Source organism: Parasphingorhabdus sp. (assembly GCF_049667325.1).
Lineage (GTDB): Bacteria > Pseudomonadota > Alphaproteobacteria > Sphingomonadales > Sphingomonadaceae > Parasphingorhabdus.
Genome location: NZ_JBATHY010000213.1, coordinates 1 through 23,476, shown reverse-complemented (window position 1 = coordinate 23,476; position 23,476 = coordinate 1). Strand labels below are relative to the sequence as shown.

At 55.3% G+C, this 23,476-nt stretch carries 20 protein-coding genes and 2 tRNA genes; 10 read left to right on the top strand and 12 right to left on the bottom strand.

Translation table 11 applies throughout. The annotated features are described in order from the left end of the window. Positions 1–468: DnaB-like helicase C-terminal domain-containing protein (locus WBM93_RS09765; protein ID WP_424431359.1), on the top strand; the 468-nt coding region annotated here is incomplete at its 5' end. A 16-nt stretch (positions 469–484) separates the two neighbouring features. Here the strand turns inward: WBM93_RS09765 and WBM93_RS09760 are convergent. The 8 genes from WBM93_RS09760 to WBM93_RS09725 all read right to left on the bottom strand — a co-directional run bounded on the left by WBM93_RS09760 (position 485) and on the right by WBM93_RS09725 (position 7,914). After that, positions 485–844, bottom strand: coding sequence for a hypothetical protein (locus WBM93_RS09760; protein WP_424431357.1), 360 nt, complete (start codon positions 842–844; stop codon positions 485–487). Positions 845–950: 106 nt separating this feature from the next. Next, positions 951–1,733: a phosphoadenylyl-sulfate reductase gene (locus WBM93_RS09755; protein ID WP_424431355.1), complete on the bottom strand. Its 783-nt coding sequence runs from the start codon at positions 1,731–1,733 to the stop codon at positions 951–953. Next, a complete protein-coding gene (locus WBM93_RS09750; RefSeq protein WP_424431353.1) occupies positions 1,726–2,151 on the bottom strand; it encodes a DUF934 domain-containing protein in 426 nt (141 codons plus the stop codon). The genes WBM93_RS09755 and WBM93_RS09750 overlap by 8 nt, the downstream gene beginning before the upstream one ends. Then, on the bottom strand, positions 2,144–3,778 hold the full coding sequence (locus WBM93_RS09745; RefSeq protein WP_424431352.1) for a nitrite/sulfite reductase: 1,635 nt from the start codon (positions 3,776–3,778) through the stop codon (positions 2,144–2,146). The genes WBM93_RS09750 and WBM93_RS09745 overlap by 8 nt, the downstream gene beginning before the upstream one ends. Position 3,779: 1 nt before the next feature. Continuing rightward, entirely contained in the window at positions 3,780–4,076 is a 297-nt protein-coding gene (locus tag WBM93_RS09740) for a DUF2849 domain-containing protein (RefSeq protein WP_424431350.1), read from the bottom strand. Then, positions 4,073–4,864, bottom strand: a complete 792-nt coding sequence (gene cobA, locus WBM93_RS09735; RefSeq protein ID WP_424431348.1) for a uroporphyrinogen-III C-methyltransferase — start codon at positions 4,862–4,864, stop codon at positions 4,073–4,075. The genes WBM93_RS09740 and cobA overlap by 4 nt, the downstream gene beginning before the upstream one ends. Positions 4,865–4,966: 102 nt before the next feature. Further along, positions 4,967–6,379, bottom strand: a complete 1,413-nt coding sequence (gene astD, locus WBM93_RS09730) for a succinylglutamate-semialdehyde dehydrogenase (protein ID WP_424431361.1) — start codon at positions 6,377–6,379, stop codon at positions 4,967–4,969. A 134-nt stretch (positions 6,380–6,513) separates the two neighbouring features. Beyond that, positions 6,514–7,914, bottom strand: coding sequence for a protein adenylyltransferase SelO family protein (locus WBM93_RS09725; protein WP_424431346.1), 1,401 nt, complete (start codon positions 7,912–7,914; stop codon positions 6,514–6,516). 24 nt (positions 7,915–7,938) lie between these two features. Here WBM93_RS09725 and WBM93_RS09720 point away from each other — a divergent pair, with 24 nt between their 5' ends. From WBM93_RS09720 to WBM93_RS09705, 4 genes are all read left to right on the top strand, one after another. Beyond that, positions 7,939–8,838: an alpha/beta fold hydrolase gene (locus WBM93_RS09720; protein ID WP_424431344.1), complete on the top strand. Its 900-nt coding sequence runs from the start codon at positions 7,939–7,941 to the stop codon at positions 8,836–8,838. Positions 8,839–8,870: 32 nt separating this feature from the next. Further along, positions 8,871–10,016, top strand: coding sequence for a glycosyltransferase (locus WBM93_RS09715; protein ID WP_424431342.1), 1,146 nt, complete (start codon positions 8,871–8,873; stop codon positions 10,014–10,016). Positions 10,017–10,096: 80 nt separating this feature from the next. After that, positions 10,097–11,500, top strand: a complete 1,404-nt coding sequence (locus WBM93_RS09710) for an NAD(P)H-dependent flavin oxidoreductase (protein ID WP_424431340.1) — start codon at positions 10,097–10,099, stop codon at positions 11,498–11,500. 71 nt (positions 11,501–11,571) lie between these two features. Continuing rightward, complete coding sequence (locus WBM93_RS09705) at positions 11,572–11,934, top strand: hypothetical protein (RefSeq protein ID WP_424431338.1); 363 nt, start codon at positions 11,572–11,574, stop codon at positions 11,932–11,934. Here WBM93_RS09705 and WBM93_RS09700 read toward each other — a convergent pair. After that, positions 11,931–13,247 carry an ammonium transporter gene (locus WBM93_RS09700; RefSeq protein ID WP_424431336.1) on the bottom strand — a complete coding sequence of 439 codons (1,317 nt, stop codon included), beginning with the start codon at positions 13,245–13,247 and terminating at the stop codon, positions 11,931–11,933. The two genes, WBM93_RS09705 and WBM93_RS09700, sit on opposite strands and share 4 nt — an antisense overlap. A gap of 100 nt (positions 13,248–13,347) precedes the next feature. Continuing rightward, positions 13,348–14,346, bottom strand: a complete 999-nt coding sequence (locus tag WBM93_RS09695) for a 2-hydroxyacid dehydrogenase (protein WP_424431334.1) — start codon at positions 14,344–14,346, stop codon at positions 13,348–13,350. 119 nt (positions 14,347–14,465) lie between these two features. On the opposite strand from WBM93_RS09695, the gene WBM93_RS09690 reads away from it, so the two are divergent. Further along, positions 14,466–14,933 (top strand): SH3 domain-containing protein, encoded by a 468-nt coding sequence (locus WBM93_RS09690; RefSeq protein WP_424431332.1) that lies wholly within the window; start codon positions 14,466–14,468, stop codon positions 14,931–14,933. 1 nt (position 14,934) lies between these two features. Here WBM93_RS09690 and WBM93_RS09685 read toward each other — a convergent pair whose 3' ends face one another. Next, positions 14,935–16,125: an acetyl-CoA C-acyltransferase gene (locus tag WBM93_RS09685; protein ID WP_424431331.1), complete on the bottom strand. Its 1,191-nt coding sequence runs from the start codon at positions 16,123–16,125 to the stop codon at positions 14,935–14,937. Between the two features lie 149 nt (positions 16,126–16,274). On the opposite strand from WBM93_RS09685, the gene WBM93_RS09680 reads away from it, so the two are divergent. The 4 genes from WBM93_RS09680 (at position 16,275) to WBM93_RS09665 (ending at position 23,164) form a co-directional block, all read left to right on the top strand. Continuing rightward, positions 16,275–17,036 (top strand): prepilin peptidase, encoded by a 762-nt coding sequence (locus WBM93_RS09680; RefSeq protein ID WP_424431329.1) that lies wholly within the window; start codon positions 16,275–16,277, stop codon positions 17,034–17,036. 104 nt (positions 17,037–17,140) lie between these two features. After that, a tRNA-Leu gene (locus tag WBM93_RS09675) sits at positions 17,141–17,225 on the top strand. A gap of 219 nt (positions 17,226–17,444) precedes the next feature. Then, positions 17,445–19,982, top strand: coding sequence for a TonB-dependent receptor (locus WBM93_RS09670; RefSeq protein WP_424431327.1), 2,538 nt, complete (start codon positions 17,445–17,447; stop codon positions 19,980–19,982). A 230-nt stretch (positions 19,983–20,212) separates the two neighbouring features. Then, positions 20,213–23,164: a TonB-dependent receptor gene (locus WBM93_RS09665; protein WP_424431325.1), complete on the top strand. Its 2,952-nt coding sequence runs from the start codon at positions 20,213–20,215 to the stop codon at positions 23,162–23,164. 185 nt (positions 23,165–23,349) lie between these two features. On the opposite strand, the gene WBM93_RS09660 is transcribed toward WBM93_RS09665, so the two are convergent. Further along, positions 23,350–23,425, bottom strand: a tRNA-Thr gene (locus WBM93_RS09660). Positions 23,426–23,476: the final 51 nt, after the last annotated feature.

Below are 23,476 nucleotides of genomic sequence, written 5' to 3'. Positions count from 1 at the left end.
TATCTCCAGCTGCTGCAAGGCTCGGGCCGGGCCAATGACAATCGGGTCAACGAGATTTCGGAAATCAGTCGCGGATTGAAGACGCTGGCGAAGGAACTGCAAGTGCCTGTGATGGCGCTGTCCCAGCTGAGCCGTGCGGTCGAGAGCCGGGAAGACAAACGCCCGCAGCTCTCCGATCTGCGCGAATCCGGCTCGATCGAGCAGGATGCGGATATCGTGATGTTCATTTTCCGAGAGGAATATTATCATCTCGCGATCAAGCCGGACCAGCCGGACGGCAATTCGACTCCGGAACAGATTGCCAAATATTCCGCGTGGGAAGCCGATCACCAGAGCAAGGTCAACAAAGCAACTGTCATCGTCGCCAAAAACCGCCAGGGTTCAACCGGCAATATCAACCTCAGCTTTATCAGCGAGTTTACGAAATTCGGTGATCTGGCTTATGGTGACGGGCCGGAGGAATATTGACGATTGGGATTGTTAGTCAATCCGATTCAACCGCCTTGGCCAATTCGTCAAATTTCCGGCTTTCGCGTTCAAAATTGGAGGCACAATCTTGAGATTTCGCGAGATATAGATTCTCGTCATCGTAAAAGCGACCCATTCGCGAAGCAATAAAGTCCGTATCTGCATAGCCTGCTCCGCCGAGGCGGCCGAAATAATATAACGCTATGGCAAAAATGGAGTCTTCATCTTCTTTTTCGGCAGCATCCATCAGCAGGACGAGGGAGACCAGACAATCTGCATCTGCTGTCGGATCGGTGACGACCGATTCATTCGCCTCGACCGCCGGCCCGAACATAAAAGCCGATGCGGCAATCGCGCCGTAAAATAAATTCTTCATAATCCCCTCCAATATGCTTTGCATTAATCCAAACCCTATGGAGATCGGGATTGATTGCAATCATATAGTCGGATTTCATCCAGAACGCATTTTGGTTCTGATCCGGCTAGAAAATCGGATCGTTCACGCCGCCATCATCCGCATCCGGCAGTTCTGTCACATCCTCGTGAATACCGCATTCGGACTTGTCCCATCCCCGCCAGCGCCCGGCGCGGGGGTCTTCGCCGGGCAGCACTTTTGAGGTGCAGGGCGCGCAGCCGACCGAGAGATAGCCTTCGGCTTCAAGCGGATGGCGCGGCAGGTCATGTTCGTCGAAATAGGCTTCGAGATCTTCCTTGATCCAGTCGCCCAGCGGATTGATTTTCAGGCGACCATCGTCGATCTCGAACCGCGGGATATTGTTACGGGTCACCGACTGGAAAGCCTTGCGTCCCGAAATCCAGCTGTTGAGACCGGCTTTTGCACGGGCCAGCGGTTCGACCTTTCGAATTTCGCAGCAACCATCTGGATCATAGGACCAGCGCAGACCGTTTTCGTCTTTCTCTTTCAGCACAGCGGCTTGGGGTTCGACAACATTGCTGTTTTTGATGCCCAGCGTCCGGACCAGCGTGTCACGATATTCCAGGGTTTCCGGAAACATCTTGAGCGTATCGACGAAGGTTACCGGGATGGTCGGATCAACCGCCGCGACCAGATGAAGCAGGACCGCGCTTTCGGTTCCGAAGGACGATACCACTGCGACTTCGCCCAATTGACGTTCGTCGAACAATGTTTTGAGCATTTCAGATGTGCCGATGCCTTCGAAACGCTGGTTCAGGGCATCGGCGTCGGCCTGAATGAAATCCGGACGAACGTCGATCGTGTCGATTTTGCGTGCTGGCTCACCCATGACGATGCCTCCAGATTGGTGTGCGCTGGTCGGACGTTGCCTGATAGACATGCTCGTAGCGCGCGAAGGCTTCTTCCATGAGCTGGGGATTGATCGGTGAATCCGGAGCGAAGGCATCAAAACCGCAACGCCGCATATAGGCGATCTGGTCCAACAGCACATCGCCGCTGGCGCGCAGTTCACCGGCATAGCCGGACTCGCGCAAGATCTGTGCAGCGGAATATCCGCGACCGTCGCCAAAGACCGGGAAATCGACTTCAATCAGCGTCAGGCGGTCGAGAAACGGCAGCAATTGCCGGGCGTCTTCACCGGCCTCGATACGGACGGCAGTGGCGTTCGACTGCTCCAGGAACGAGTCGAGCGAAACCGCTGGCTCTTCGTGGACATCATCATCGCGCAAACGGATTGCATCAACCATAAATTGCCTCCTTGAACCGCGCCATACCGACACGGCGATAGGTATCGATAAACCGCTCTCCGTCCTCGCGTTGTTCGAGATAAAGATCAGTCACCGTTTCAATCGCGTCGATCACGCCATCCTCGGTAAAGCCGGGGCCGGTAATCTTGGCGAGACTGGCGTCTTCTGCGCCTGATCCACCAAGCAGCAGCTGGTAGTTTTCGGTACCTTTTCGATCGACTCCAAGGATCCCGATATGTCCGGCATGATGATGGCCGCAGGCATTGATGCAACCCGAGATTTTGAGCTTCAGTTCGCCCAGTTCCCGCTGGCGACCGAGGTCGGCGAAACGTTCGCTGATCTTCTGCGCGAGAGGGATAGAGCGGGCATTGGCGAGGCTGCAATAATCAAGGCCGGGGCAGGCGATGCTGTCGGTGATAAGGTCGAGATTTGCCGGCGCCAGTCCTGCTTCATCAAGCTTTTGCCAAAGCGCATAGAGGTCGCTTTTCTTGACATGGGGGAGCACAATATTCTGACTATGGGTGACCCGCAATTCGTCAAAACTATATTGTTCGGCCAAATCTGCCATCAGGGCAATCTGCGCCGATGATGCGTCGCCGGGAATGCCGCCACGCGGCTTCAAGCTGATTGTCGCAATCGCATAGCCCGCTTGTTTGTGCTCGGAGATATTCTGATCGACCCATAGGGCGAAATCCGGATCAGACAGATCGAGATCATCGCTCGCCTTCTGATCATAAGGCGGGTCCTGAAAATATTCGGTGATCCGCGCGAGTTCCTCGACCGGGGGATCGAGGCCCAACTGCTTCATATGGGCAAATTCTTCCTCGACCTGGCGGGTATATTCCTCCGCGCCGAGTTCGTGCACGAGGATCTTGATCCGCGCCTTATATTTATTGTCGCGCCGCCCGTAGCGATTATAGACGCGCAGGCAGGCTTCGGCATAGCTGATCAGCTCGCCCGCCGGCACAAAGGCCCGGATTTCCGGCGCAATCATCGGGGTGCGACCCATGCCGCCGCCGACAAAGAATTTTGCGCCCAGTTCGCCCGCTTCATTGTGGACCAGCTGGATACCGATATCATGCAGCCGCATCGCTGCGCGGTCGGTGTCGCTGGCGATCACCGCAAATTTGAATTTGCGTGGAAGATAGGAAAACTCCGGGTGAAAGCTGGACCATTGCCGCAAAAGCTCTGCCCAGGGCCGCGGATCGGCGATTTCATCGGCGGTCGCGCCGGCAAACTGGTCTGAGGAGATATTGCGGATGCAGTTGCCGCTGGTCTGGATGGCGTGCATTTCGACCGAGGCCAGATCGGCGAGAATATCGGGGGCATCTTCCAGCTTGATCCAGTTATACTGGATATTCTGACGGGTGGTAAAATGACCGTAATCACGATCATATTTGCGGGCGATATGGCCAAGCATCCGCATCTGCTTGCTGCTCAGTGTGCCATAAGGGACCGCAACGCGCAGCATATAGGCGTGCAGCTGCAGATAGAGACCATTCATAAGCCTCAGTGGCTTGAACTGGTCTTCGGTCAGGTCTCCCGCGAGACGGCGCTTCACCTGATCGCGAAATTCTTCGACGCGCGCATCGACCATCTGCTGGTCATATTGGTCATATTGATACATGTCAGATCACCCATTCGCCAGCGTCGGGATCGGCCGGTTTCAATGTCAGGTCGGGACGCACCGTCGGCCCAAGCGCACGTACGCGGTCCTTGATGTGACCCGGTCGCGGGCCGTCTTCGGTCAGTTCGGCGTCGATTATATAGGGCGCGTTGACCCGGCGGGCCGCTTCTTCCCGGTGCAGGACTGCTTCTCCCTGATCTCCGACATCGGCAGCGTCTTTGACAAGCCGCGACCAGTCGAGGCCGGTCCACCAGATCACGTCGCCGGTTTTGAGATCATTTCCGGTCAATATGTTCATGCGACGGCTCCCGCCATCTGGGCAAATTCGCGGAACTTGTCTTCGGCATCGCCATATCGGGCCACTTCTCCGACCACGAGCAAAGCGGGGCTTTGGATATTTTCGCGGCGGACAAGGTCGCCGAGGTCGGTCAGCAGAGTCCGGAGCGCGCGAAAATTGGTGCGCGTTCCGTTCTCCAGCACTGCAACCGGAAGGTCGGGGGCAGCGCCGTCGGCGATGAGTTTTTCAACGATAGCCTCGGCATTGGCTACGCCCATATAGATGACCAATGTCCGGCCTTTTCCTGCCAGGCCGGACCAGTTCTGGTCGGACAGACCCTTGCACTGGCCCGCGACAAAAGAAACCGCGCTGGAGGCATCGCGATGGGTGAGCGGCATTCTGGCCTGGGCGGCACAGCCAAGCGCAGCGCTGATGCCGGGAACGACTTCCACGGTCACGCCGGCGGCAATACAATCGTCAGCTTCTTCGCCGCCGCGCCCGAAAATGAAGGGATCGCCGCCCTTGAGACGCACAACCAGATGGCCTTTGGCCGCTTCACTGATCAGGATATTGTTGATCTGGTCCTGCGAAACGCTGTGCAGCGAGCGTTTCTTGGCTACCGAAATGCGCCGTGCGGTCGGTGAAGCCATGTCCAGAATTTCGCGACTGACCAAGCCGTCGTGGATGATTACATCAGCTCGTTGCAGCAGTTTTGCCGCTTTCAAAGTCAATAGGTCGGGATCTCCGGGACCGGCGCCAACCAGATAGACTTTACCCGATCGGGTTGTGCTATTTGAGGTTTTTTCCATAGATGCGATATGCGCGCATCAAACCAATTGTTCAAAACAGAAGTTTTTGGGGTCGCCTAAGCTCAGCTATTTGGCCGGTGCGGGTATCGCAAGATCGCGAACCTATTCGTCCTTGAGTCCGATGCCGATAGAGGCTTTGAGTCGCTCCGCCTCCAGCGAAACCACAGGATAGGCGCAATAATCGGCCGCATAATAGGCACTGGGTCGATGGTTCCCTGACAGCCCGATGCCGCCAAATGGTGCCTCGGACGAGGCGCCAACGGTCATTTTGTTCCAGTTCACGATACCGGCACGACTATTGGCCCAATATTGGTCATATTGCTCCGCCGTCCCGCCAATCAAGGCGGAGGAAAGTCCGTAGCGGGTGTTGTTGGCCTCTGCGATGGCTTCTTCGAAATCACCAACACGGATGACTTGCAGGATCGGTCCGAACAGTTCGATATCCGGCCTTTCCGCCAGATCGGTCACGTCAATGATCCCCGGTGTCAGAAACGGGCGTTCGTCTGCCGGTCTCGCCATATGTTTGATCGGCTTGCCGCCCTTGCTCATCAGGGCCAGAAAACTTTCGGTCAGACCGTCGGCGGTTTCATTGTCGATAACCGGGCCCATGAATGGAGCGGGACTGGCAAATGGCTGATCGATGATCAGGCGATCAGCGATACGTTTCACTTCCCGCACAATGCCATCATACAGACTGTCCTTCACGATCAGGCGGCTCGCGGCCGAGCAACGCTGGCCAGCAGACAGAAAAGCCGACTGCACAATCAAGATAGCGGCGCTGTGAGCATCCTGTGTATCCCAGGCAATGATCGGATTGTTGCCCCCCATTTCCAAAGCCAGCATTTTTCCCGGCTGCGATGCAAACTGGCGGTTCAATGCAATGCCGGTGCGGGCGGAGCCGGTAAACAACACCCCGTCCAAACCATCATTGGCGGTTAGCTTCATGCCGACTTCAGGACCGCCGTGCAATATGTTGACGACCCCGTGTGGCAGACCTGCTTTTGCAAAAGCGTCGGCCAGATATTGTCCGACCGCCGGTGTCTTCTCCGACGGTTTGAAAATAATCGTGTTGCCGGCAATCAAAGCTGGAACAATATGTCCATTGGGCAAATGCGCCGGAAAATTATAGGGGCCAAGCACGGCAAGAACGCCATGCGGCTTGTGGCGCAAGGCGGCACGCATATCGGGCTGGCTCGACAATTGCCGTTGCGGTGTTCGTTCGGCAAAGGCTTTCACGGAAATTTCTATTTTATTCACGACAGAATCAACTTCTGTTCGGGATTCCCACAGTGGCTTACCGGTTTCGCGGGAAATCAATTCGGCCAGTTCATCACCTTGACCGCGGATATAATCAGCATAGCGCCGGACAGCCTCGATGCGTTTGGCCACAGCGGTCGCAGCCCAACCGGGCCATGCTTCGCGTGCGCTGGCAACCGCTGCGTCCGCGTCTCCGCTGGTGCCGGTCCACAAGATGGCCCCGGTTGCTGGTTCAGTTGATATCAGGTCGCTCAAAATTGCCTCTGTTTTCTACGCTTATATTGTTCAAAAGATCGGTATATGGACATCTCTGTCGGCAGTTCATAGTCCCAAAAGAACCAGAATTACCGTCGTTAATAGCTTGGCTATGCTCTTTGCTTGCAGGAAACTTGTCAACCGATACGCAGTGCTATTCCCATAGCACGGATATCATTGATCTTTTTAGACAAAATTTTCCAATTGTCATCATCTGCGATGGCATCCCAGATTGATTCAACTTCCTCGATATGCATCGAACAGGGTCCTGATTGCTGCCAGTAGCTGCTGACCGGCTGTCGTGATCGTTCACGATCGGCGATCAAAGTGCTGAATTCCGAAAATGCAGCGTAATTCTCGTCTAGTCCCGCCAAGTTTTCGGCTCTGCCCCAATCGAAGAAAAACCGGTCGATCTGGATCGTTTTTTCCGCCAACCCCTTTTCCGCAGCGACAACCAGATCGCGATCCTCGTCGAAGCCCCTCGACTCGACACCGAGCCGCCAGCAGAAATGCTGGGTGAAGGCTGTGCCATAGGCTTTGGGAAATCCTTCCAGAGCCGCAACCAGTGGCTCGCTATCGGCAATCAAGCGCAGGGCGCTGGCCAGTTGGGCGAGATTCCAGTGCAACGCTTCCGGTTGCCGGGCGAAGCAGTATAATCCTTCATGGTCGAAATAGGCTGCGGTAAAGCCCGGCTCCCAATAAGGTGTGAAGCGCCATGGGCCGTAATCGAAGCTTTCACCGGTAATATTAATATTGTCCGTGTTGAGCACGCCGTGAACAAATCCGGCAGTCATATAGGCCCCGGCCAGTTTCGCGACTTCCTGCGCAACTTTGGCAAATAATTCCGCCGCCGGATCATCGGTCTGCACACCACCATAATATTGTTCGAGGCAATATTCGACCAGTTGCAGCATGAGCGCTTCATTCTTCTCATAGGCGATGCGCTGGAAGGTTCCGATCCGGATATGGCCATGATTCAAACGGGTCATCACTGCCGACCGTGTGGGCGAAGGTTCGTCGCCACGCGATAACTCCTCTCCGGTCTCGACAACCGAAAATGTCTTCGAAGTGTTGACGCCGAGCGCTTCGAGCATTTCGGTCGCCAGAATTTCGCGAACCGCACCCTTCAGGGTGAGCCGTCCATCGCCGGTCCGGCTCCATGGCGTCGTGCCCGAACCCTTGGTCCCCAAATCCATAAGCCGCTTTTCATGGTCGCGCATCTGGGCAAACAGAAAGCCCCGGCCATCACCAATTTCCGGGTTATATTGCCGGAACTGATGGCCGTGATAGCGAAGCGCCAAAGGCGGATAGAGGTTGTCAGCGAGCGGCTCAAACTTTCCAAAATGGGAAAGCCATTCTTCATCGTTCAGACTGTGCAGCCCGATGCTCTGGTCCCAGCGGTCGTTTCGAAACCGCAGTATATGGTGGGGAAAGTCGGCGGGCACCACCGGATCACCAATCTTTTCCCCCAATCGGGTGATCTGGACATCTGGCTGATAGGCGGTCTTGCCGGGTTCGGATTGCGGTTTATATGGCATTTTCAGACAGTGGAGGCTAATCGGTTGCGCAGCAAGTGGGAAGACGGGACCAAACGCAGCATGAGCGAAGAAAAATCTTATCGGGACATTTTTTGGGAATCCGACGACGGCCTGAAATTGCACGCGTATGACTATCCTTCGGACAGCGGCAAAACTCCGGTCATCTGCGTACCCGGATTGACCAGGAATGCCCGCGATTTCCGACATCTTGGAACGAGATTTCACGGTGGACGCCGGATCATCATGCTGGATCTGCGCGGCCGTGGTATGAGCGAATATTCCAAGGAGAGCAGCACCTATAATCCGAAACAATATGTGTCGGACATCATCATGCTGATGGATGAGCTGAATATACCCAAAGCGATATTTTTCGGCACGTCGCTGGGCGGTGTTGTCACAATGATCATGGCCAAGATGCATCCTGATCGCATCGCCGGTGCGTTGCTGAACGATATCGGCCCGGAACTCGACCAGAAAGGTCTCGACCGGATTGCTTCCCATGTCGGGCAAGGACGGAGTTTTGACACATGGGCGCACGCCGGACGCGATATGGCGGAGAATAGCGGTGATATTTTTCCAGACTTCACGCTAAAGGACTGGATCGCATTTGCCAAAAAGCTCTACCGAATGAACAGTTCCGGCCGGATCAAGCTGGACTATGACATGAAGATTGCGGAGCCCTTTGACAGCAAGGGCGGAGGCAGCGGGGCTTTATGGAATGCGCTGGAGACCATGGAAGATATTCCGACCCTTATCTTGCGTGGCGAATTATCAGACCTGTTCAGCCAGCGGGTAGCTGAACAGATGCTCGAAAAACTGAATCAGGCTGACCTTGTCACGGTTCCGCGTGTTGGCCATGCCCCAACTCTCGAGGAACCCGCCTCGCTTGACGCGATCAGCCAATTGCTCCACCGCATTGACTGAATTTTTCCCCGACAAACGAGCATGAAGACCTGATGAAGCCAGCAAAGATCCTGCATCTCCACAGCACGTTCAATCTGGGCGGCAAGGAAGCGCGCGCGGTCAGGTTGATGAACCATTTCGGTTCCGCTGCGAACCATGTCATATTGTCTGCGCAACCCGACAGCCTGTCCGCGCGCGATGCAATTGATTCCAGAATCAATGCGGCGTTTCCAACGGACGCGCCACCGCTCGCGGGAAAGCCGTCGCTGCAGCGCTATCGCGCGTTTGTCAGCTATTTTCGTCAGTTCGATCTGATCCTGTCCTATAATTGGGGCTCGATGGACGGGGTGATGGCGCGGACGCTTTTTTCCCGTGCCGGAGGCCTGCCTCCTTTGATCCATCATGAAGACGGGTTTAACGAGGACGAGCAGGACAAGCTCAATTGGAAGAGAAACTGGTTTCGCAAATTTGCTCTGGGCGACGCGCGGGCGGTGGTTGTGCCGTCTGAACAATTGTCCCGCATTGCAAGGGATGTCTGGAAACAGCCGGAACAGAAAGTCCAGCGAATTCCCAACGGCATCGATGTGAAGCGTTTCGAGAAAAAGCCGCAGCGTGGTGCTCTGCCCGGTTTTACCAAGCGGGAAGGCGAGGTTGTCATCGGAACCGTCGCCGGGTTACGCGCAATCAAGAATCTCCCGCGGTTGGTCCGGGCCTGTGCAGCGGCGGGCGAAAATGTTCGCCTGGTGATCGTTGGCGAAGGGCCGGAAAAAGAAGCAATTATGACCGAAGCCGCGCGCGTGGGTCTCGGTGAACGCTTGTTGATGCCCGGATTTTTGCCTGATCCGGCGCGTTATATCGGCTTGTTCGATATTTTTGCTCTGTCATCAGACAGCGAACAATTCCCAATTTCCCTGATCGAGGCGATGGCCGCCGGTTTGCCGGTTGTGGCGACCGACGTCGGGGATATCAAGTCGATGGTGTCGCAGGCCAATCAGGGTTTTATCAAACCGCTTGCCGATGAATCCAGATTTGGTGAATCGCTGACGACTCTGGTTCAGCACCAGCAATTGCGGGAAGATCTCGGGATGCAGAACCGGCTAAAAGCACAAGCGGATTATAACGAAAGCAAAATGCTGGGCCGCTATGCCCTGCTTTATGGCCATGCGCTGGGACGGGCTGATTTCGGTACCGCTAAATAACGCATTTCATAACAGAGTTTTTTCGAGCATTTTCATCCGCCGCCGTCTATATCGGCATTTGGGGAATATAGGAGATTTCATTGTTCAAAGGCTTAAAACCCATCCAGTATAACGGTCAGGAAGTATGGCCTTTGATCGAGGGTGGAAAAGGCGTCGCTGCCACCAATCACGCAAGTTCCGGAGCCTGGGCTGCCGCCGGCGGCATTGGTACGGTATCCGCAGTCAATGCCGACAGCTATGACGAGCACGGCAATGTCATCCCGCAAATCTATCACGGTCGCAAGCGCGAGGAACGGCACCAGGAACTGATCCAATATGCGATCGACGGTGCGGTCGCGCAGGTCACCCAGGCGTACGAGATTTCCAAAGGCAATGGCGCGATCAATATCAACGTATTGTGGGAAATGGGCGGCGCGCAACAGGTACTCGAAGGCGTGCTCGAACAGACCAAAGGCATGGTTGCCGGCGTAACATGCGGTGCCGGCATGCCCTACAAGCTGTCCGAAATTGCCCAGCAATATGGTGTAAACTACCTGCCGATCATTAGTTCCGCCCGCGCCTTCCGCGCACTGTGGAAGCGGGCCTATCACAAGGTTCCGGACTTGATGGCAGCGGTGGTCTACGAAGATCCGTGGTTGGCGGGTGGTCATAACGGCCTGTCGAACGCGGAAGATCCGAGAAAGCCGGAAGACCCCTATCCGAGGGTCAAGGCCTTGCGCGAAACGATGCGCGGGGAGGGCATAGCCGACAGCGTGCCGATCATCATGGCTGGCGGTGTCTGGCATTTGCGCGACTGGCAAGACTGGATCGACAGCGAAGAGCTGGGGCAAATCGCGTTCCAGTTCGGCACCAGACCTTTGCTGACAAGGGAAAGCCCGATTCCGCAAAGCTGGAAGAGCGAACTGACCAAGATCAAGGAAGGCGATATCCTACTGCACAAATTCTCGCCAACCGGTTTCTACAGCTCAGCGGTGCGCAACGAGTTTCTCCGTAGCCTGGAAGCGCGGTCGGAACGGCAGATTCCCTATTCGACGGAGAAGGCGGGCGAGCATACCCATCAGCTGGATGTCGGCATAAGAGGAAAAAATTTCTGGGTGACCCGCAATGACCTGCTCCGTGCCCGCGAGTGGGACGGGCTCGGTTTTACCATGGCGATGAAAACGCCCGACAATACATTGGTGTTTGCCAGTCCTGAAGAATCCAAAATGATCCGCAAGGATCAGGCGGATTGCATGGGTTGCCTTTCGCATTGCGGTTTTTCGGCGTGGAAAGACCATGATAATTTCAGCACCGGGCGGCTCGCCGATCCGCGCAGTTTCTGTATCCAGAAAAGCCTTCAGGAAATCGTCCATGGTGCACCGGTCGAGGAACATCTGATGTTTGCTGGACATGGCGCCTTTAACTTCGGCACTGATCCTTTTTATTCCAACGGTTTTGTGCCGACGGTGCAGCAATTGGTCGATCGGATTTTGACGGGGGATTAGGCAGAAAGCCCGGTTTGAGGATATTGCGAGAACCTTCGATCAGCTTTTGCAACTGAATTTGTGACGGAGGCATGATGTTGGAAAGAATCGGCTGGCTGGTGCTGGCCTTGGGCATTCATCTGCCACCGTTTGTGGCGTTTTTTATGCCGTCGCTGATCACCAAACTCTATTCGATCGCACCCGACGATCCCAATTTTGCGCTCTTTCATCACCGGGCTGCACTTTTTGGAGTCGTGATGATCATATGTTTGTGTGCTGCTTTCGATCCCAATGTCCGAAAAGCGGCATTTGCAGTCACGGCGTTGTCGATGATCAGCTTTCTGGCGATCTATTTCGGCTATGGTCAGCCGCAATCGCTCAGAACCATTGCGTTGGTCGACGGTTTAGGTCTGCCGTTTCTTGCCTATGTGGGCTGGAAGGCCTTTATGGCCTAGTCCAGATCCCACGCCCGTTCGCCATGATTGGAAATATCCAGACCATCGCGTTCGTCGTCCTCGCTGACCCGCATCGGCAGGATGAAGCTGATACCGAAGCCGATGATCGCGGTGGCCACTGCCGACCAGATGGCGACCGCACCAACGCCGATGAGCTGGGCGACAAACTGGCTACCGAAGGCCATGCCTTCACCATAGCCGGTCCCGCCAAAACTGTCGGAGATGAAGAGCGCAAGCATCAGGGTGCCTAGTATTCCGCCGACGCCGTGGACCGCGAAGACATCGAGGCTGTCGTCTATCTTGAAGCCGTTTTTCACCAGACCGACGGCCATGAAGCAGACGATTGAAGCCAGAGCGCCAATGATGATCGATGCGCCGGGGCCGACAAAGCCGGCCGCCGGGGTGATGGTGGCCAGACCGGCAATGGCACCAGTGGCGACGCCAACCGCGGTTGATTTTCCAACCTTGAATTTCTCGATCAATATCCAGACCAATGCCGCGGTGGACGCGGCAATATGGGTGTTGATGATCGCCGCCGATGCATTGTCGTTTGCAGTCAGTGCGGAGCCGCCGTTGAAGCCGAACCAGCCGACCCAGAGCATCGCAGCGCCGGCAACGGTCAGGGCAGGGCTGTGCGGTAACATCAGGGTCTTGGGCCATCCCATGCGCCTGCCGAGCATGATTGCGACAACCAGCGCGGAAACGCCGGCGGTTGTGTGAACAACGATGCCGCCAGCAAAATCAAGAACCCCGAGATTGCTGAGCCAACCACCGCCCCAGACCCAATGGGCAACCGGGGCATAGACAATCAACAACCAGAGCGCAGAGAAAGCGACCACCCAGCCAAAGCGTGCGCGTTCGACCCAAGCGCCGATCATCAGCGCCGGGGTGATCACGGCAAAAGTCATCTGGAACAGTGCAAATGTGGATTCGGGTATTGCGGTTCCTTCCCGGACATTGCCGAGATTGCTGAACATCCAGTTCAGGCCATTGCCGAGAAAACCGTTGGTCACGCCGCCGAAAGCCAGCGTGTAACCGACGATAATCCAGAGAATCGAACAAATTCCGGCCACCGCCATGCACTGGATCAGCACCGATAGAAAATTCTTGGAGCGAACAAGGCCCCCATAAAACAGGGCAAGGCCCGGCAGGGTCATGAACAGCACCAGAGCGCTGGAGGTCAATATCCAGGCGGTGTCGCCGCTATTGGCTACGTCGGCAATAGCGGGATCGACGGTTTGTTGCGCGTAAAGCGGGGAAGCGGTCCAACCCGCCGCCAACAGCAAGCCCAACGATTTGACCAAATATTTCATGAAATTCCCCGCCGCGATAATATTTCCAGGTCCGTTCGCTCCCGCGAATCAGATTTCACCGATTTCCTAGTCGAGACCATCTGGTGACTCAACGGAAAGCTCAAACCCAGCCGTCGAGAACCTGATCCGGCGGGCGATGGCCGTCTGCCCAGACGCGGATATTGGTGATCACCCGTTCCCCCGATGCCTCGCGGCCCTCAAAGGTTGCGCTGCCCATGTGCGGAAGCAGAACGGTATTCCGGAGCGCCAGAAACCGCGGATCGATGTCGGGTTCCTTTTGATACACGTCGAGCCCGGCCCCGCCGATTGTTTCCTTTTGCAGGGCCTCGATCAATGCGTTCTCGTCCACCAGATCTCCGCGCGCGGTATTGATCAGATAGGTGGACGCCTTCATCTTGCTGATCTGCTCGGCGTTGATCATTTCATGGGTTTCGGCGGTATGCGGGCAATGAAGCGAAATGATATCACACTCGCTGATCAAATCCTCGAGATCGGCGACAAAACTGGCGCGCAGCGTCTCTTCTACCGCTGGTGGCAGCTGGCGCCGGTTATGATAGAAAATCGACATGCCGAATCCGGAAGCACGGCGGGCAACGGCTTGACCGATGCGGCCCATGCCGATGATTCCAAGTTTTTTTCCGCCGATGCAATGGCCGAGCATGCCCGAAGGTTTCCAGCCTTCCCATTGACCGGATCGCATCAGTTTCTCGCCCTCTGAAAGGCGACGCGGCACGGACAGGATCAGCGCCATTGTCATGTCCGCGGTATCTTCGGTAAACACCCCCGGCGTATTGGTGACTATGATCTTTTTGGCTCGAGCCGCAGCGAGATCAATATGATCGACACCTGCACCGAAGCTGGCAATCATACGCAACCTGTCCGGTGCATTTGCAATCATTTCCGCATCGATATGGTCGGTCACGGTGGGCACCAGCACGTCGCAGTCCGCCATCGCGGCGATCAGGTCATCGCGGGAAAAGGGCGTGTCTGCATGATTGGGCACGGCATCGAACAGTTCGCACATGCGATCCTGATTGGCGTCCGCCAATTCGCGGGTAATGATGACACGGGGATTAGCGGGGCGAGGTGAGTCTGGCATAGGCCATCGCTATGCCCGAAATTTGCTACAGGTCAAGCAGGCGGCGCTTGAAGCGCAGTCGGTTTTCGGGCTATGCTATTGACCAATCGGGGAATGAGTAAACTATCATCATGCGCATAATGGCTTTCATTCTTATCTTGGCTTCCGGCCTGTCCCTGTCGGCGCCTGCAGCGGCACAGCAAGAGCCGCCTTATTGGGCCTCTATCGACGAACCGGAAGCGCGGATGCGCACGGGGCCGAGCACCGAATATCCGACGATGTGGATTTACAAGCGCGAGAAGCTGCCGGTGAAGGTACTTGCCCGCTACAAATCGTGGCGCAAAGTCGAGGATCATGAAGGCACGCAGGGCTGGATGCACGCGCGTCTGCTCAGCGCATCGAGAGCCGGTCTGGTGCTCGCGACCAGCGGAAAGCCGGTCGCGATGCGCGCCCTGCCCGATGCCAATGCCAAGATCGTCTGGCTAGCCGAACCGGGCGTGGTCGGCAGCCTGACCTTATGCGAAAAAAGCTGGTGCCTGTTCGATGTCACCGGGCGCAAAGGCTATATAAATATCACCGACGTCTGGGGCGATGAACCGCTGAAATAATTCAGTCGGTCAATTCCAGTGCTACCGCCGTGGCCTCGCCGCCACCGATGCAAAGAGCCGCAACGCCCTTTTTCAGACCGCGCTTTTTCAATGCCGCTATCAATGTCACCATGATCCGCGCGCCGCTGGCACCGATCGGGTGACCGAGCGCCGTTGCGCCGCCATTAACGTTCAACTTGTCGCGGCTGATACCGATATCCTGCATCGCGAACATCGCGACACAGGCGAAGGCTTCGTTGACTTCCCAGAGATCGACATCGGCAACCGACCATCCCGCCTTGTCGAGGACTTTCTTGATCGCGCTCACCGGCGCTGTGGTAAATTTGGACGGAGCGTGGGCATGAGCGGCATGGGCCACGATCCGGGCCACTGGCTTCAGGCCCTTGGCGTCCGCCACGCTGGCACGGGTCAGGACCAAGGCAGCGGCACCATCTGAAATCGAGGACGCGTTGGCCGCGGTGATCGTTCCGTCTTTGGCAAATGCGGGACGAAGCTGAGGGATTTTGTCCGGATTGCCCTTGAGCGGTTGTTCGTCCTTGTCGATTGTGACGGTTCCCTTGCGGGTTTTTACTTCGACCGCGACGACCTCGTCATCAAAGCCATCGCCTTCGACAGCGGCCTTGGCGCGGGCGAGAGACTCGATCGAATATTCGTCCTGCGCTTCCCGGGTCAGTTGATATTCGCCAACGGTTTCTTCGGCAAAGCTGCCCATCGCGCGTCCGGGTTCATAAGCGTCCTCGAGTCCGTCGAGGAACATATGGTCTTTGACTTCGGCGTGCCCAAGCCGTGCGCCGCCACGCATCTTGGGTAGCAAATAAGGCGCGTTGGTCATGCTTTCCATTCCGCCAGTTACGATAATATCGACCGAACCTGCTGCGAGGGCCTCTGCTCCCATGATCGCGGCCTGCATTCCGGAGCCGCACATTTTGTTAACGGTAGTCGCTTCCACCGATTGCGGCAGGCCTGCAAAAATCGCCGCCTGACGGGCAGGGGCCTGGCCTTGGCCGGCGGACAGGACGTTGCCCATATAGATACGCTCGACATCCGCGCCTTCAACACCGGCGCGTTCAACAGCGGCCTTTACCGCGACAGCACCGAGATGGGGCGCGCTGACTTCTCCGAGCGCGCCTTGCATGCCACCCATGGGGGTGCGGGCGTAAGAGAGGATGACGATCGGATCGGAATTGGACATGGCTTGGCCTTTCTGTGTCTGTTGCGCCGTTGCGGGCGGACGCGAATCTTGAAGAGCACATAGGCGTAGCTCCCGGGTTTTTCAATTGCGCCATTGAATGGCGGGGCCGGTCGTGCCAATCGAACACAGAAATCTTGTTGGAGTGTCCGTTGCCTGCTTTTCTCTTGCCGATAGCCGGTGTCGTACTCGGCCTGATCATCGGGAGCTTTCTGGCGACTCTGGTGCTCAGGTGGCCAGACAGCCGTTCGGTTGTCGCTGGTCGTTCCTCTTGCGACCATTGCGGGCATCAGCTGCGCGCCCGGGAGCTCATCCCGGTGGCGAGTTTCGTGCTCCAGGCGGGGAAATGCCGCCAATGCGGAGCAACGATTGCCAAGGATCATGTTGCGATAGAGCTGGCGGCCGCGCTGATTGGCGGGATCGCACTATATGCTGCGCCAGGCGCACAGGGACTAGCAGGGGCGATTTTCGGCTGGCTTCTGCTGGCGCTCGCGGCTCTTGATGTGAAGCACCACTGGTTGCCTGACCGGTTGACCGCGACTCTGGCGGTGTCGGGGTTGATGGCATACTTTCTTTTTATTCCTCCCCCGTTACTCGACAGGCTGATCGGCGGGCTGGCAGGATTTTTGTCGCTGACCATCATCGCCCGCCTATATAAGAGCATCAGGGGCCGAGATGGTCTTGGTGGTGGTGATCCCAAGATGCTCGGCGGAATCGGCTGCTGGCTGGGCTGGACAGCCTTGCCGCTGGTCGTCATCGGGGCCAGCCTGGTCGGAATCCTGGTGGCAATCTCCTGGCAATTACGGGGTAAAAGCGTTGCTGCTGACAGCCGGTTGCCATTCGGTAGTTTGATGGCAGTAGCAGCGTTTCCGCTCTGGCTTTACCAGACGGCTGGCGGAGGTTTGGCTTACTGATCTTCCGATGCATTCGCTTTGACCGGAAAAAGCCGTTGCCAGCGGAAAGCCTGTTCGCTAACAGAGCCTCGATTTCGCTGATCGTCAATCGACGCAGCCAAAGAGCCCCTGTGGTGGAATTGGTAGACGCGCTGCACTCAAAATGCAGTTCCGCAAGGAGTGCCCGTTCGAGTCGGGCCAGGGGCACCATTTCACGAAAATTCGAATATTTGTGACTTAGTTGCAACGATATCGGTATATTCAGCGATATCGATCGTAAATTGGGCCTATATCAGGCTTAAAAGCTGGACTATTCGCGATGTCTCGATAGTGGTCACCACCTGAATGGGCAGATCGCCTCATTTTATAACAAGCCCACCAGCGAAACGGTTGGCGCGCGGGAGAGACAAATTGAGAATCGCAAAATTTATGACCGCTACTGCACTCAGCGGTATCATCGCAGCTTCGCCTGTCTATGCACAGGATGTCCAAGGCGAAGAAACATATGATGACAATGTCATCATTGTTACCGCTTCGAAGCGCGAAACCACATTACAGGAAACTCCAATTTCGGTCTCGGTGACTACCGGAGAAACGCTCGAAAACGCACAAATCCGTGACGTACTCGATCTGCAATCGGTCACTCCTTCGCTGCGTGTCAGCCAACTCCAGACGTCTTCGGCTTCGACTTTCATTATTCGCGGCTTTGGTAACGGCGATAACAATTTCGGCATCGAGCCGTCTGTCGGCGTATTCATTGACGGTGTGTTCCGTTCGCGTTCGGCTGCGGCTCTGTCCGATCTTCCCAATGTTCAGCGCATCGAGGTGCTGAACGGCCCGCAATCGACATTGTTCGGCAAGAATGCTTCTGCTGGCGTGATTTCGGTTGTTACACGTGAACCGCAATTCCAGTTTGGCGGAGCGGTAGAAGCCGTTTACGGCAATTTCAATAACGTCGTTCTCAAGGGCGATCTTACAGGCCCGGTGACAGATAATATCGCCTTCTCGGTCGACGGTAGTTATAACAGCCGCGACGGTTATGCCAATATCGTCAATCTGAACGAAGAGCAGAATAACCGGAACCGCTGGGCAGCTCGTGGGCAGCTTTTGTTCGAACCAACATCGGATTTGAAAATTCGTGCGATTGGTGATTACTCGCGGATCAACGAGATTTGCTGCCAGGTGACGACAGTTGTCGCTGGGCCGACCGCCGGTGCTATCCAGCTGCTTGGTGGCCAATTCTCGACCGATCGTTTCAGTTATGATGCCTTTCTCAATCAGGTTCCGATCAACAAAGTCGACAATTACGGAGGCTCGATCCAGGTCGATTATGATGCAGGTCCGCTTTCCTTCACCTCTATTTCTTCGTACCGAGAACTGAAGAATCTGTTCATTTCGGACATTGACTACAGCAGCCTGGATGTTGCGAACGAAACCCGCAACCAGAGAGTTAAAACGCTCACCCAGGAATTCCGCGTCGCATCCGACTTTGACGGCCCGATCAACTTTTTGCTCGGCGGTTATTATTTCGACGAAAGCATTTCGCAGATCAGTCAGATCGAAAACGGTACCCAAATCCGTGACTTCTTCGAACTTCTGGCTGGCGGAAACCCGGCAGACATAATCGCAGGCAACCCAAGCGTATTCAATGGGGTTGAAGCAGGCCTTGGTCTGCCACAGGAATCCATTTTCCTTACGCCGCTGCTCACGGCCGAGCAATTTTCGATGGACAACACGTCCTATTCGATCTTCGGAACAGTCGATTTTGAACCGATCGATGGTCTCGTCTTTACCGGTGGCTTCAACTACACCGACGATAAGAAGGACTTCGCGCTCGCCCAGCAAAGCTTCGATCCACTGGGTCAAATCAATCTGATTGATGCGTTCATTGTCGGTGCGACCGGGGGCACTGTAGCCTCGCGGGCTCAATTCCAGGCGCTTCCGGCGGCCAACCAGGCGGCTCTGCTCGCTGCGGCGCAGTCAGCTGCTAACCCGCTGCTCGGCTTGTCTGCCTTCCAGTTTCAGCCGCCCTTCTTGACCATCCCGAACGCTGTCGAGGACGGCAAGACCCGCGATGACAAGTTCACCTATCTGTTGCGCGCATCCTATAGAGTCTCGGAAGAAGTCAACGTCTATGGTAGCTATGCAACGGGCTTCAAAGCGAGCTCGGTCAACCTGTCCCGCGATAGCCGGCCTTCCAGTGCCGATTTTGTTGCAGGCCCGGGCGGATCGACTTTCGCAGCTCCGTCGTCGCCAATCCTTGACGCAGGTCTGGCGCTGCCAAACCTGAGGAGCGGTTCGCGCTTTGCGGGGCCAGAGACTGCGACCGTGTATGAGGTTGGTGTTAAAGGTCAGTGGCAAGGCTTCGGCTTCAACCTCGCTTTGTTCGACCAGACCATCAAAGGTTTCCAGAGCCTTGCCTTCACCGGCACCGGTTTTGCTTTGCAAAATGCGGGTCAGCAATCGGTCAGGGGTGTCGAGTTCGACAGTACCATTAGCCCGACTGACGGATTGGTTTTCACCTTTGCGATGACCTATCTTGATCCGTTGTTTGATGACTTTCCCGGCAGTGTCTTGGGCGACCTGAGCGGCGTAAAGCCAGCCGGCATCCCGCAGATCGCTATTTCGACTTCTGCAACCTATTCGCACGAATTCGGAGCTAGCGGGAACAAGTTGGTCACGCGAATTGACTACAGCCATGAAAGCAATACGCCGATCAATAACGGCTTGCCGACTTTTAACGCTGCGTTGGGCAACACCCAGATTTTTGATCGCGAGGTTAATCTGGTCAACGGCTCGATGACGCTCAAGCTTGAAAACGGTCTTGAAGTTGGCGGGTATGTTCGCAACCTGTTTAACGACCAGTTCCTTACGACCGTATTTGATGGCGTTGCGCAAGCAGGCACGGTTTCGGGTTATCCGAGTGCGCCGCGCACGTACGGTGGAGTTGTCCGCTTCAAGTTCTAATTTCAGGTTGAACAAAAATTACAAAAAACAGCCCCGCTGGGAAACCAGCGGGGCTTTTTTGTATCAAAATTGCATCAAATCCCATGTCAACGACGCAAAAATGGACCAAAACTGGACGTCTGGCAATTTGTGTCTGGACTTAATCGCGCGATTAGTTGAATATTAACCGTCGGGGGGAATGAGCAAAAATGTCACTCTCCGATTAAAACGATGGGATTTGGGAGAGAGAAATGCGTAAATCGCTACTATTGGCCGCCACAGCTATATCGACAATATCCGTATCCGCCATGGCGCAAGACCGTGATGATGGTGTCGTTGACGACAACATCATTATCGTGACCGCTCAGCGGCAAGCACAAAGTGCTCAGGATGTTCCGATCGCGGTTTCCGCCTTTTCCGGAGCAGCCCTGGAAGCACAGCAGATCGAAAACAGTTCCGATCTCCAGCTCACTCTTCCAAACATCACCTTTACCAAAACCAACTTTACCAGCTCCAGTTTTACAATTCGCGGGATCGGCGATCTTTGTGTGGGCGTGTCCTGCGATCAGGCAACGGCCATTCACTTGAACGATTCGCCTCTATTTTCGACACGACTCTTTGAAACAGAGTTTTTCGATCTTGAACGGGTCGAAGTCCTGCGCGGTCCGCAAGGTACATTGTTCGGACGCAACGCAACCGCAGGTGTGGTCAACGTGGTGACCGCCAAGCCGAGGATGGGCGAGTTTCAGGCATCTGGTGACGCCGAATATGGCAATTTCAATGCGATCAAAGTCAAGGGCATGGTCAACGTTCCCATCGGTGATAATATCGCATTTCGCGGAGCCGGCGTTTATGTGAAACGCGACGGCTACACCACCAATCTCAATGGCGGGCCCAATCTCGATGACCGCGATCTCTATTCGATCCGCGGTTCGCTGCGCTTTGAACCAAGCGCCGATACGACAATTGATCTATATGCTTCCTATTTTCGCGAAGATGACAATCGCATGCGGATCCAGAAACAATATTGCCAACGCGACCCAACCGGTATTCTGGGCTGCTTGAACAGCACCCGAAATGCAGAAGCGTTTAACGCGAACTCAACTTTCACGGCGGCGCTGTCCTCACGGGAATTTTTGGCCATTCGCGGTATTCCGACTGCGTTCGCTCTGGGCAGTCTCTACGGCCCGGACCAATATTCGGGGATTTCTATTCCAGCAGATCCACGCACGGTGAATACAGCATTCACGCCGGAATATTTTACCAGCGAGATGACTTTCCAGGGCAAGATCGAGCATGATTTCGGACCGATCAGCGCACAGCTATCGGGTACCTATCAGAAGGTTAAACTGGATTCACGGCAGGATTATAACAACAACATCGGCCGTCGGGACATCTATGCGCCTGCACTCAATACTCTTGCCGCCGCGGCTGCGGGCCTTGTTCCTGGCCTTCCTGCATCCTATTTCGCGCCGCTTGCTGCTGCGATTATTCCAAATGGTCCCAATGGCGTGCTTTGTACGTCAGATACAGACACGATCGGTCTCGGGTCATTTGGAGGGAACAGCATTTGTGCCACCACACCGCTTCAGTTTGACAGGTCGAACCAGCAGAACAGCAGCTGGTCGGCAGAGGCGATTATTTCGAGCGACCTCGACGGGCCGTTCAACTTCCTGCTTGGCGGTATTTATGCCGACTATCATCTGACCGAGAACAGCTATTATGTGAACGCTTTTGCGATCGATTATGTTGCAGGTTTGCTGGGCAGCTTTACATCGCTGGGTGGTGGACTACCGCCATCCTTCCTCGGCACGCCATATTTCCGCAATAATACGGATGACCTCACGGTCAAATCCTACGGTTTGTTTGGTGAAGTCTATTTTGACATCAATGATCGTCTGAAACTGACGGGTGGCCTGCGTTACAATAACGACAAGAAAAATGTTCAGGCGCGTTCCACGCTTGCAAGTTTCCTTGTTCCGTACAGCCAAACAACCAATGCGTTTGAATCACCATTTGTGGGTTCTTACGATGCCGATCCAGGTACACCCGGCAACCAGATTCTCCAGAATCGTCAGGTGAAGTTCAATGAAATCACTGGACGTGCGGTGATTGATTTTAAGGTGACCGACGACAATCTCGTGTATTTCTCTTATGCTCGCGGTTACAAGTCCGGTGGTTTGAACCCGCCCCTGCAGCCGATTTTCGCGGTTCCGGAATCATTCCGGCCCGAGCAAGTTGATGCTTTTGAAATCGGATCGAAAAATACGTTTGCCGATGGTGCCCTGCAACTCAATCTGACTGCATTTTATTACAAGTATAAGGATTTGCAGCTCAGCAAGATCGTTGCGCGGACGGCGGTGAACGAAAATATCGACGCCGATATTTACGGTGCGGAAGTCGAGGCAGTCATTCGCCCTGATCCGGACTGGATGATCAACATGGGCTTCAGCTATCTGAAAACCAAGGTCAAGGGGGATACGTTCAACAGTGATCCGCGCGACTTTGGCGGTGGACGTTCTGATGCGGTCATTATCAAGGACATCACAAACGCGTCTAACTGTGCGGTTGCATCGCAATCGGGGAATGCAGCAGGTGTCAATGCCTTCGTCAACACGATCAATGGCGCGATTAATGCCGGTCTAGTTCCGGGTGTTGCGGCGGGCGCAAATCTGCAACCGACGACAGCTTTCCCGACGAATGGCGGCATTGCCTCAACCGGCGCATTCGGTATTTGCGGTGTTCTGGAAGCAGCAGCAGCGGGTGCATTTGCCGGCGCTGGCGTCGTCCCTGCGGCATTCGGCGGGATTGATTATTTCGCTGCAGGTATTCCCAAGAACATTCGCGGGAACACGTTGCCGCAGGCACCGAAGGTGAAGTTTTCTACCGGTGTTCAATATACTGCCAATTTTGACAACGGCATGAGCCTGGTTCCGCGTGTAGATGTTGCCTATACCGGAGAAAGCTTCGGCAGCATTTTCAACGGCAACGTCAACCGGATCAAAGGCTATGCACAGGCAAATGCCCAGATCCAGTTAAACGGAACGGATGACCGCTGGTATATTCGGGGATTTGTCCAGAATATTTTCGACAGCAACTCGGAAACCGGACTCTATGTGACGGATCAGTCGTCGGGTCTGTATACCAATATCTTTACGCTTGACCCGCGCCGATACGGTATCGGTGCCGGCTTCAAGTTCTGATCTGGCGCGGTTATGATTGAAAGAAAGCCCTGCCGGGGAACCGGCGGGGCTTTTTTTATTGGGTATCGTGACTGGTTTGTGATTATCGGACATTGATCGGATGCGTTTTGTCTGGATCGGCCCTCCCTTGCGGTCGGGATTTTTGCGGGCAATCATCCCCCGGATGATCGCACTTCCCGCAAAAATGGTGCCGAATATCCGACTCGAACGGATGACCTACCGCTTACAAGGCGGTTGCTCTACCAGCTGAGCTAATTCGGCATGCACTGGATTTGATGGGCGCTATTAGCGTCAAACCACGCCAAAGGTCCA

Bases quoted from the DNA above. Each gene is read 5' to 3' on its own strand.
- WBM93_RS09700 (WP_424431336.1), bottom strand. From the start codon at position 13,247: ATGAAATATTTGGTCAAATCGTTGGGCTTGCTGTTGGCGGCGGGTTGG.
- WBM93_RS09715 (WP_424431342.1), top strand. From the start codon at position 8,871: ATGAAGCCAGCAAAGATCCTGCATCTCCACAGCACGTTCAATCTGGGC.
- WBM93_RS09740 (WP_424431350.1), bottom strand. From the start codon at position 4,076: ATGAACATATTGACCGGAAATGATCTCAAAACCGGCGACGTGATCTGG.
- WBM93_RS09755 (WP_424431355.1), bottom strand. From the start codon at position 1,733: ATGGGTGAGCCAGCACGCAAAATCGACACGATCGACGTTCGTCCGGAT.
- WBM93_RS09685 (WP_424431331.1), bottom strand. From the start codon at position 16,125: ATGTCCAATTCCGATCCGATCGTCATCCTCTCTTACGCCCGCACCCCC.
- WBM93_RS09665 (WP_424431325.1), top strand. From the start codon at position 20,213: ATGCGTAAATCGCTACTATTGGCCGCCACAGCTATATCGACAATATCC.
- WBM93_RS09690 (WP_424431332.1), top strand. From the start codon at position 14,466: ATGGCTTTCATTCTTATCTTGGCTTCCGGCCTGTCCCTGTCGGCGCCT.
- WBM93_RS09750 (WP_424431353.1), bottom strand. From the start codon at position 2,151: ATGGTTGATGCAATCCGTTTGCGCGATGATGATGTCCACGAAGAGCCA.
- WBM93_RS09695 (WP_424431334.1), bottom strand. From the start codon at position 14,346: ATGCCAGACTCACCTCGCCCCGCTAATCCCCGTGTCATCATTACCCGC.
- WBM93_RS09725 (WP_424431346.1), bottom strand. From the start codon at position 7,914: ATGCCATATAAACCGCAATCCGAACCCGGCAAGACCGCCTATCAGCCA.
- WBM93_RS09760 (WP_424431357.1), bottom strand. From the start codon at position 844: ATGAAGAATTTATTTTACGGCGCGATTGCCGCATCGGCTTTTATGTTC.
- WBM93_RS09670 (WP_424431327.1), top strand. From the start codon at position 17,445: ATGACCGCTACTGCACTCAGCGGTATCATCGCAGCTTCGCCTGTCTAT.
- cobA (WP_424431348.1), bottom strand. From the start codon at position 4,864: ATGGAAAAAACCTCAAATAGCACAACCCGATCGGGTAAAGTCTATCTG.
- WBM93_RS09745 (WP_424431352.1), bottom strand. From the start codon at position 3,778: ATGTATCAATATGACCAATATGACCAGCAGATGGTCGATGCGCGCGTC.
- WBM93_RS09705 (WP_424431338.1), top strand. From the start codon at position 11,572: ATGATGTTGGAAAGAATCGGCTGGCTGGTGCTGGCCTTGGGCATTCAT.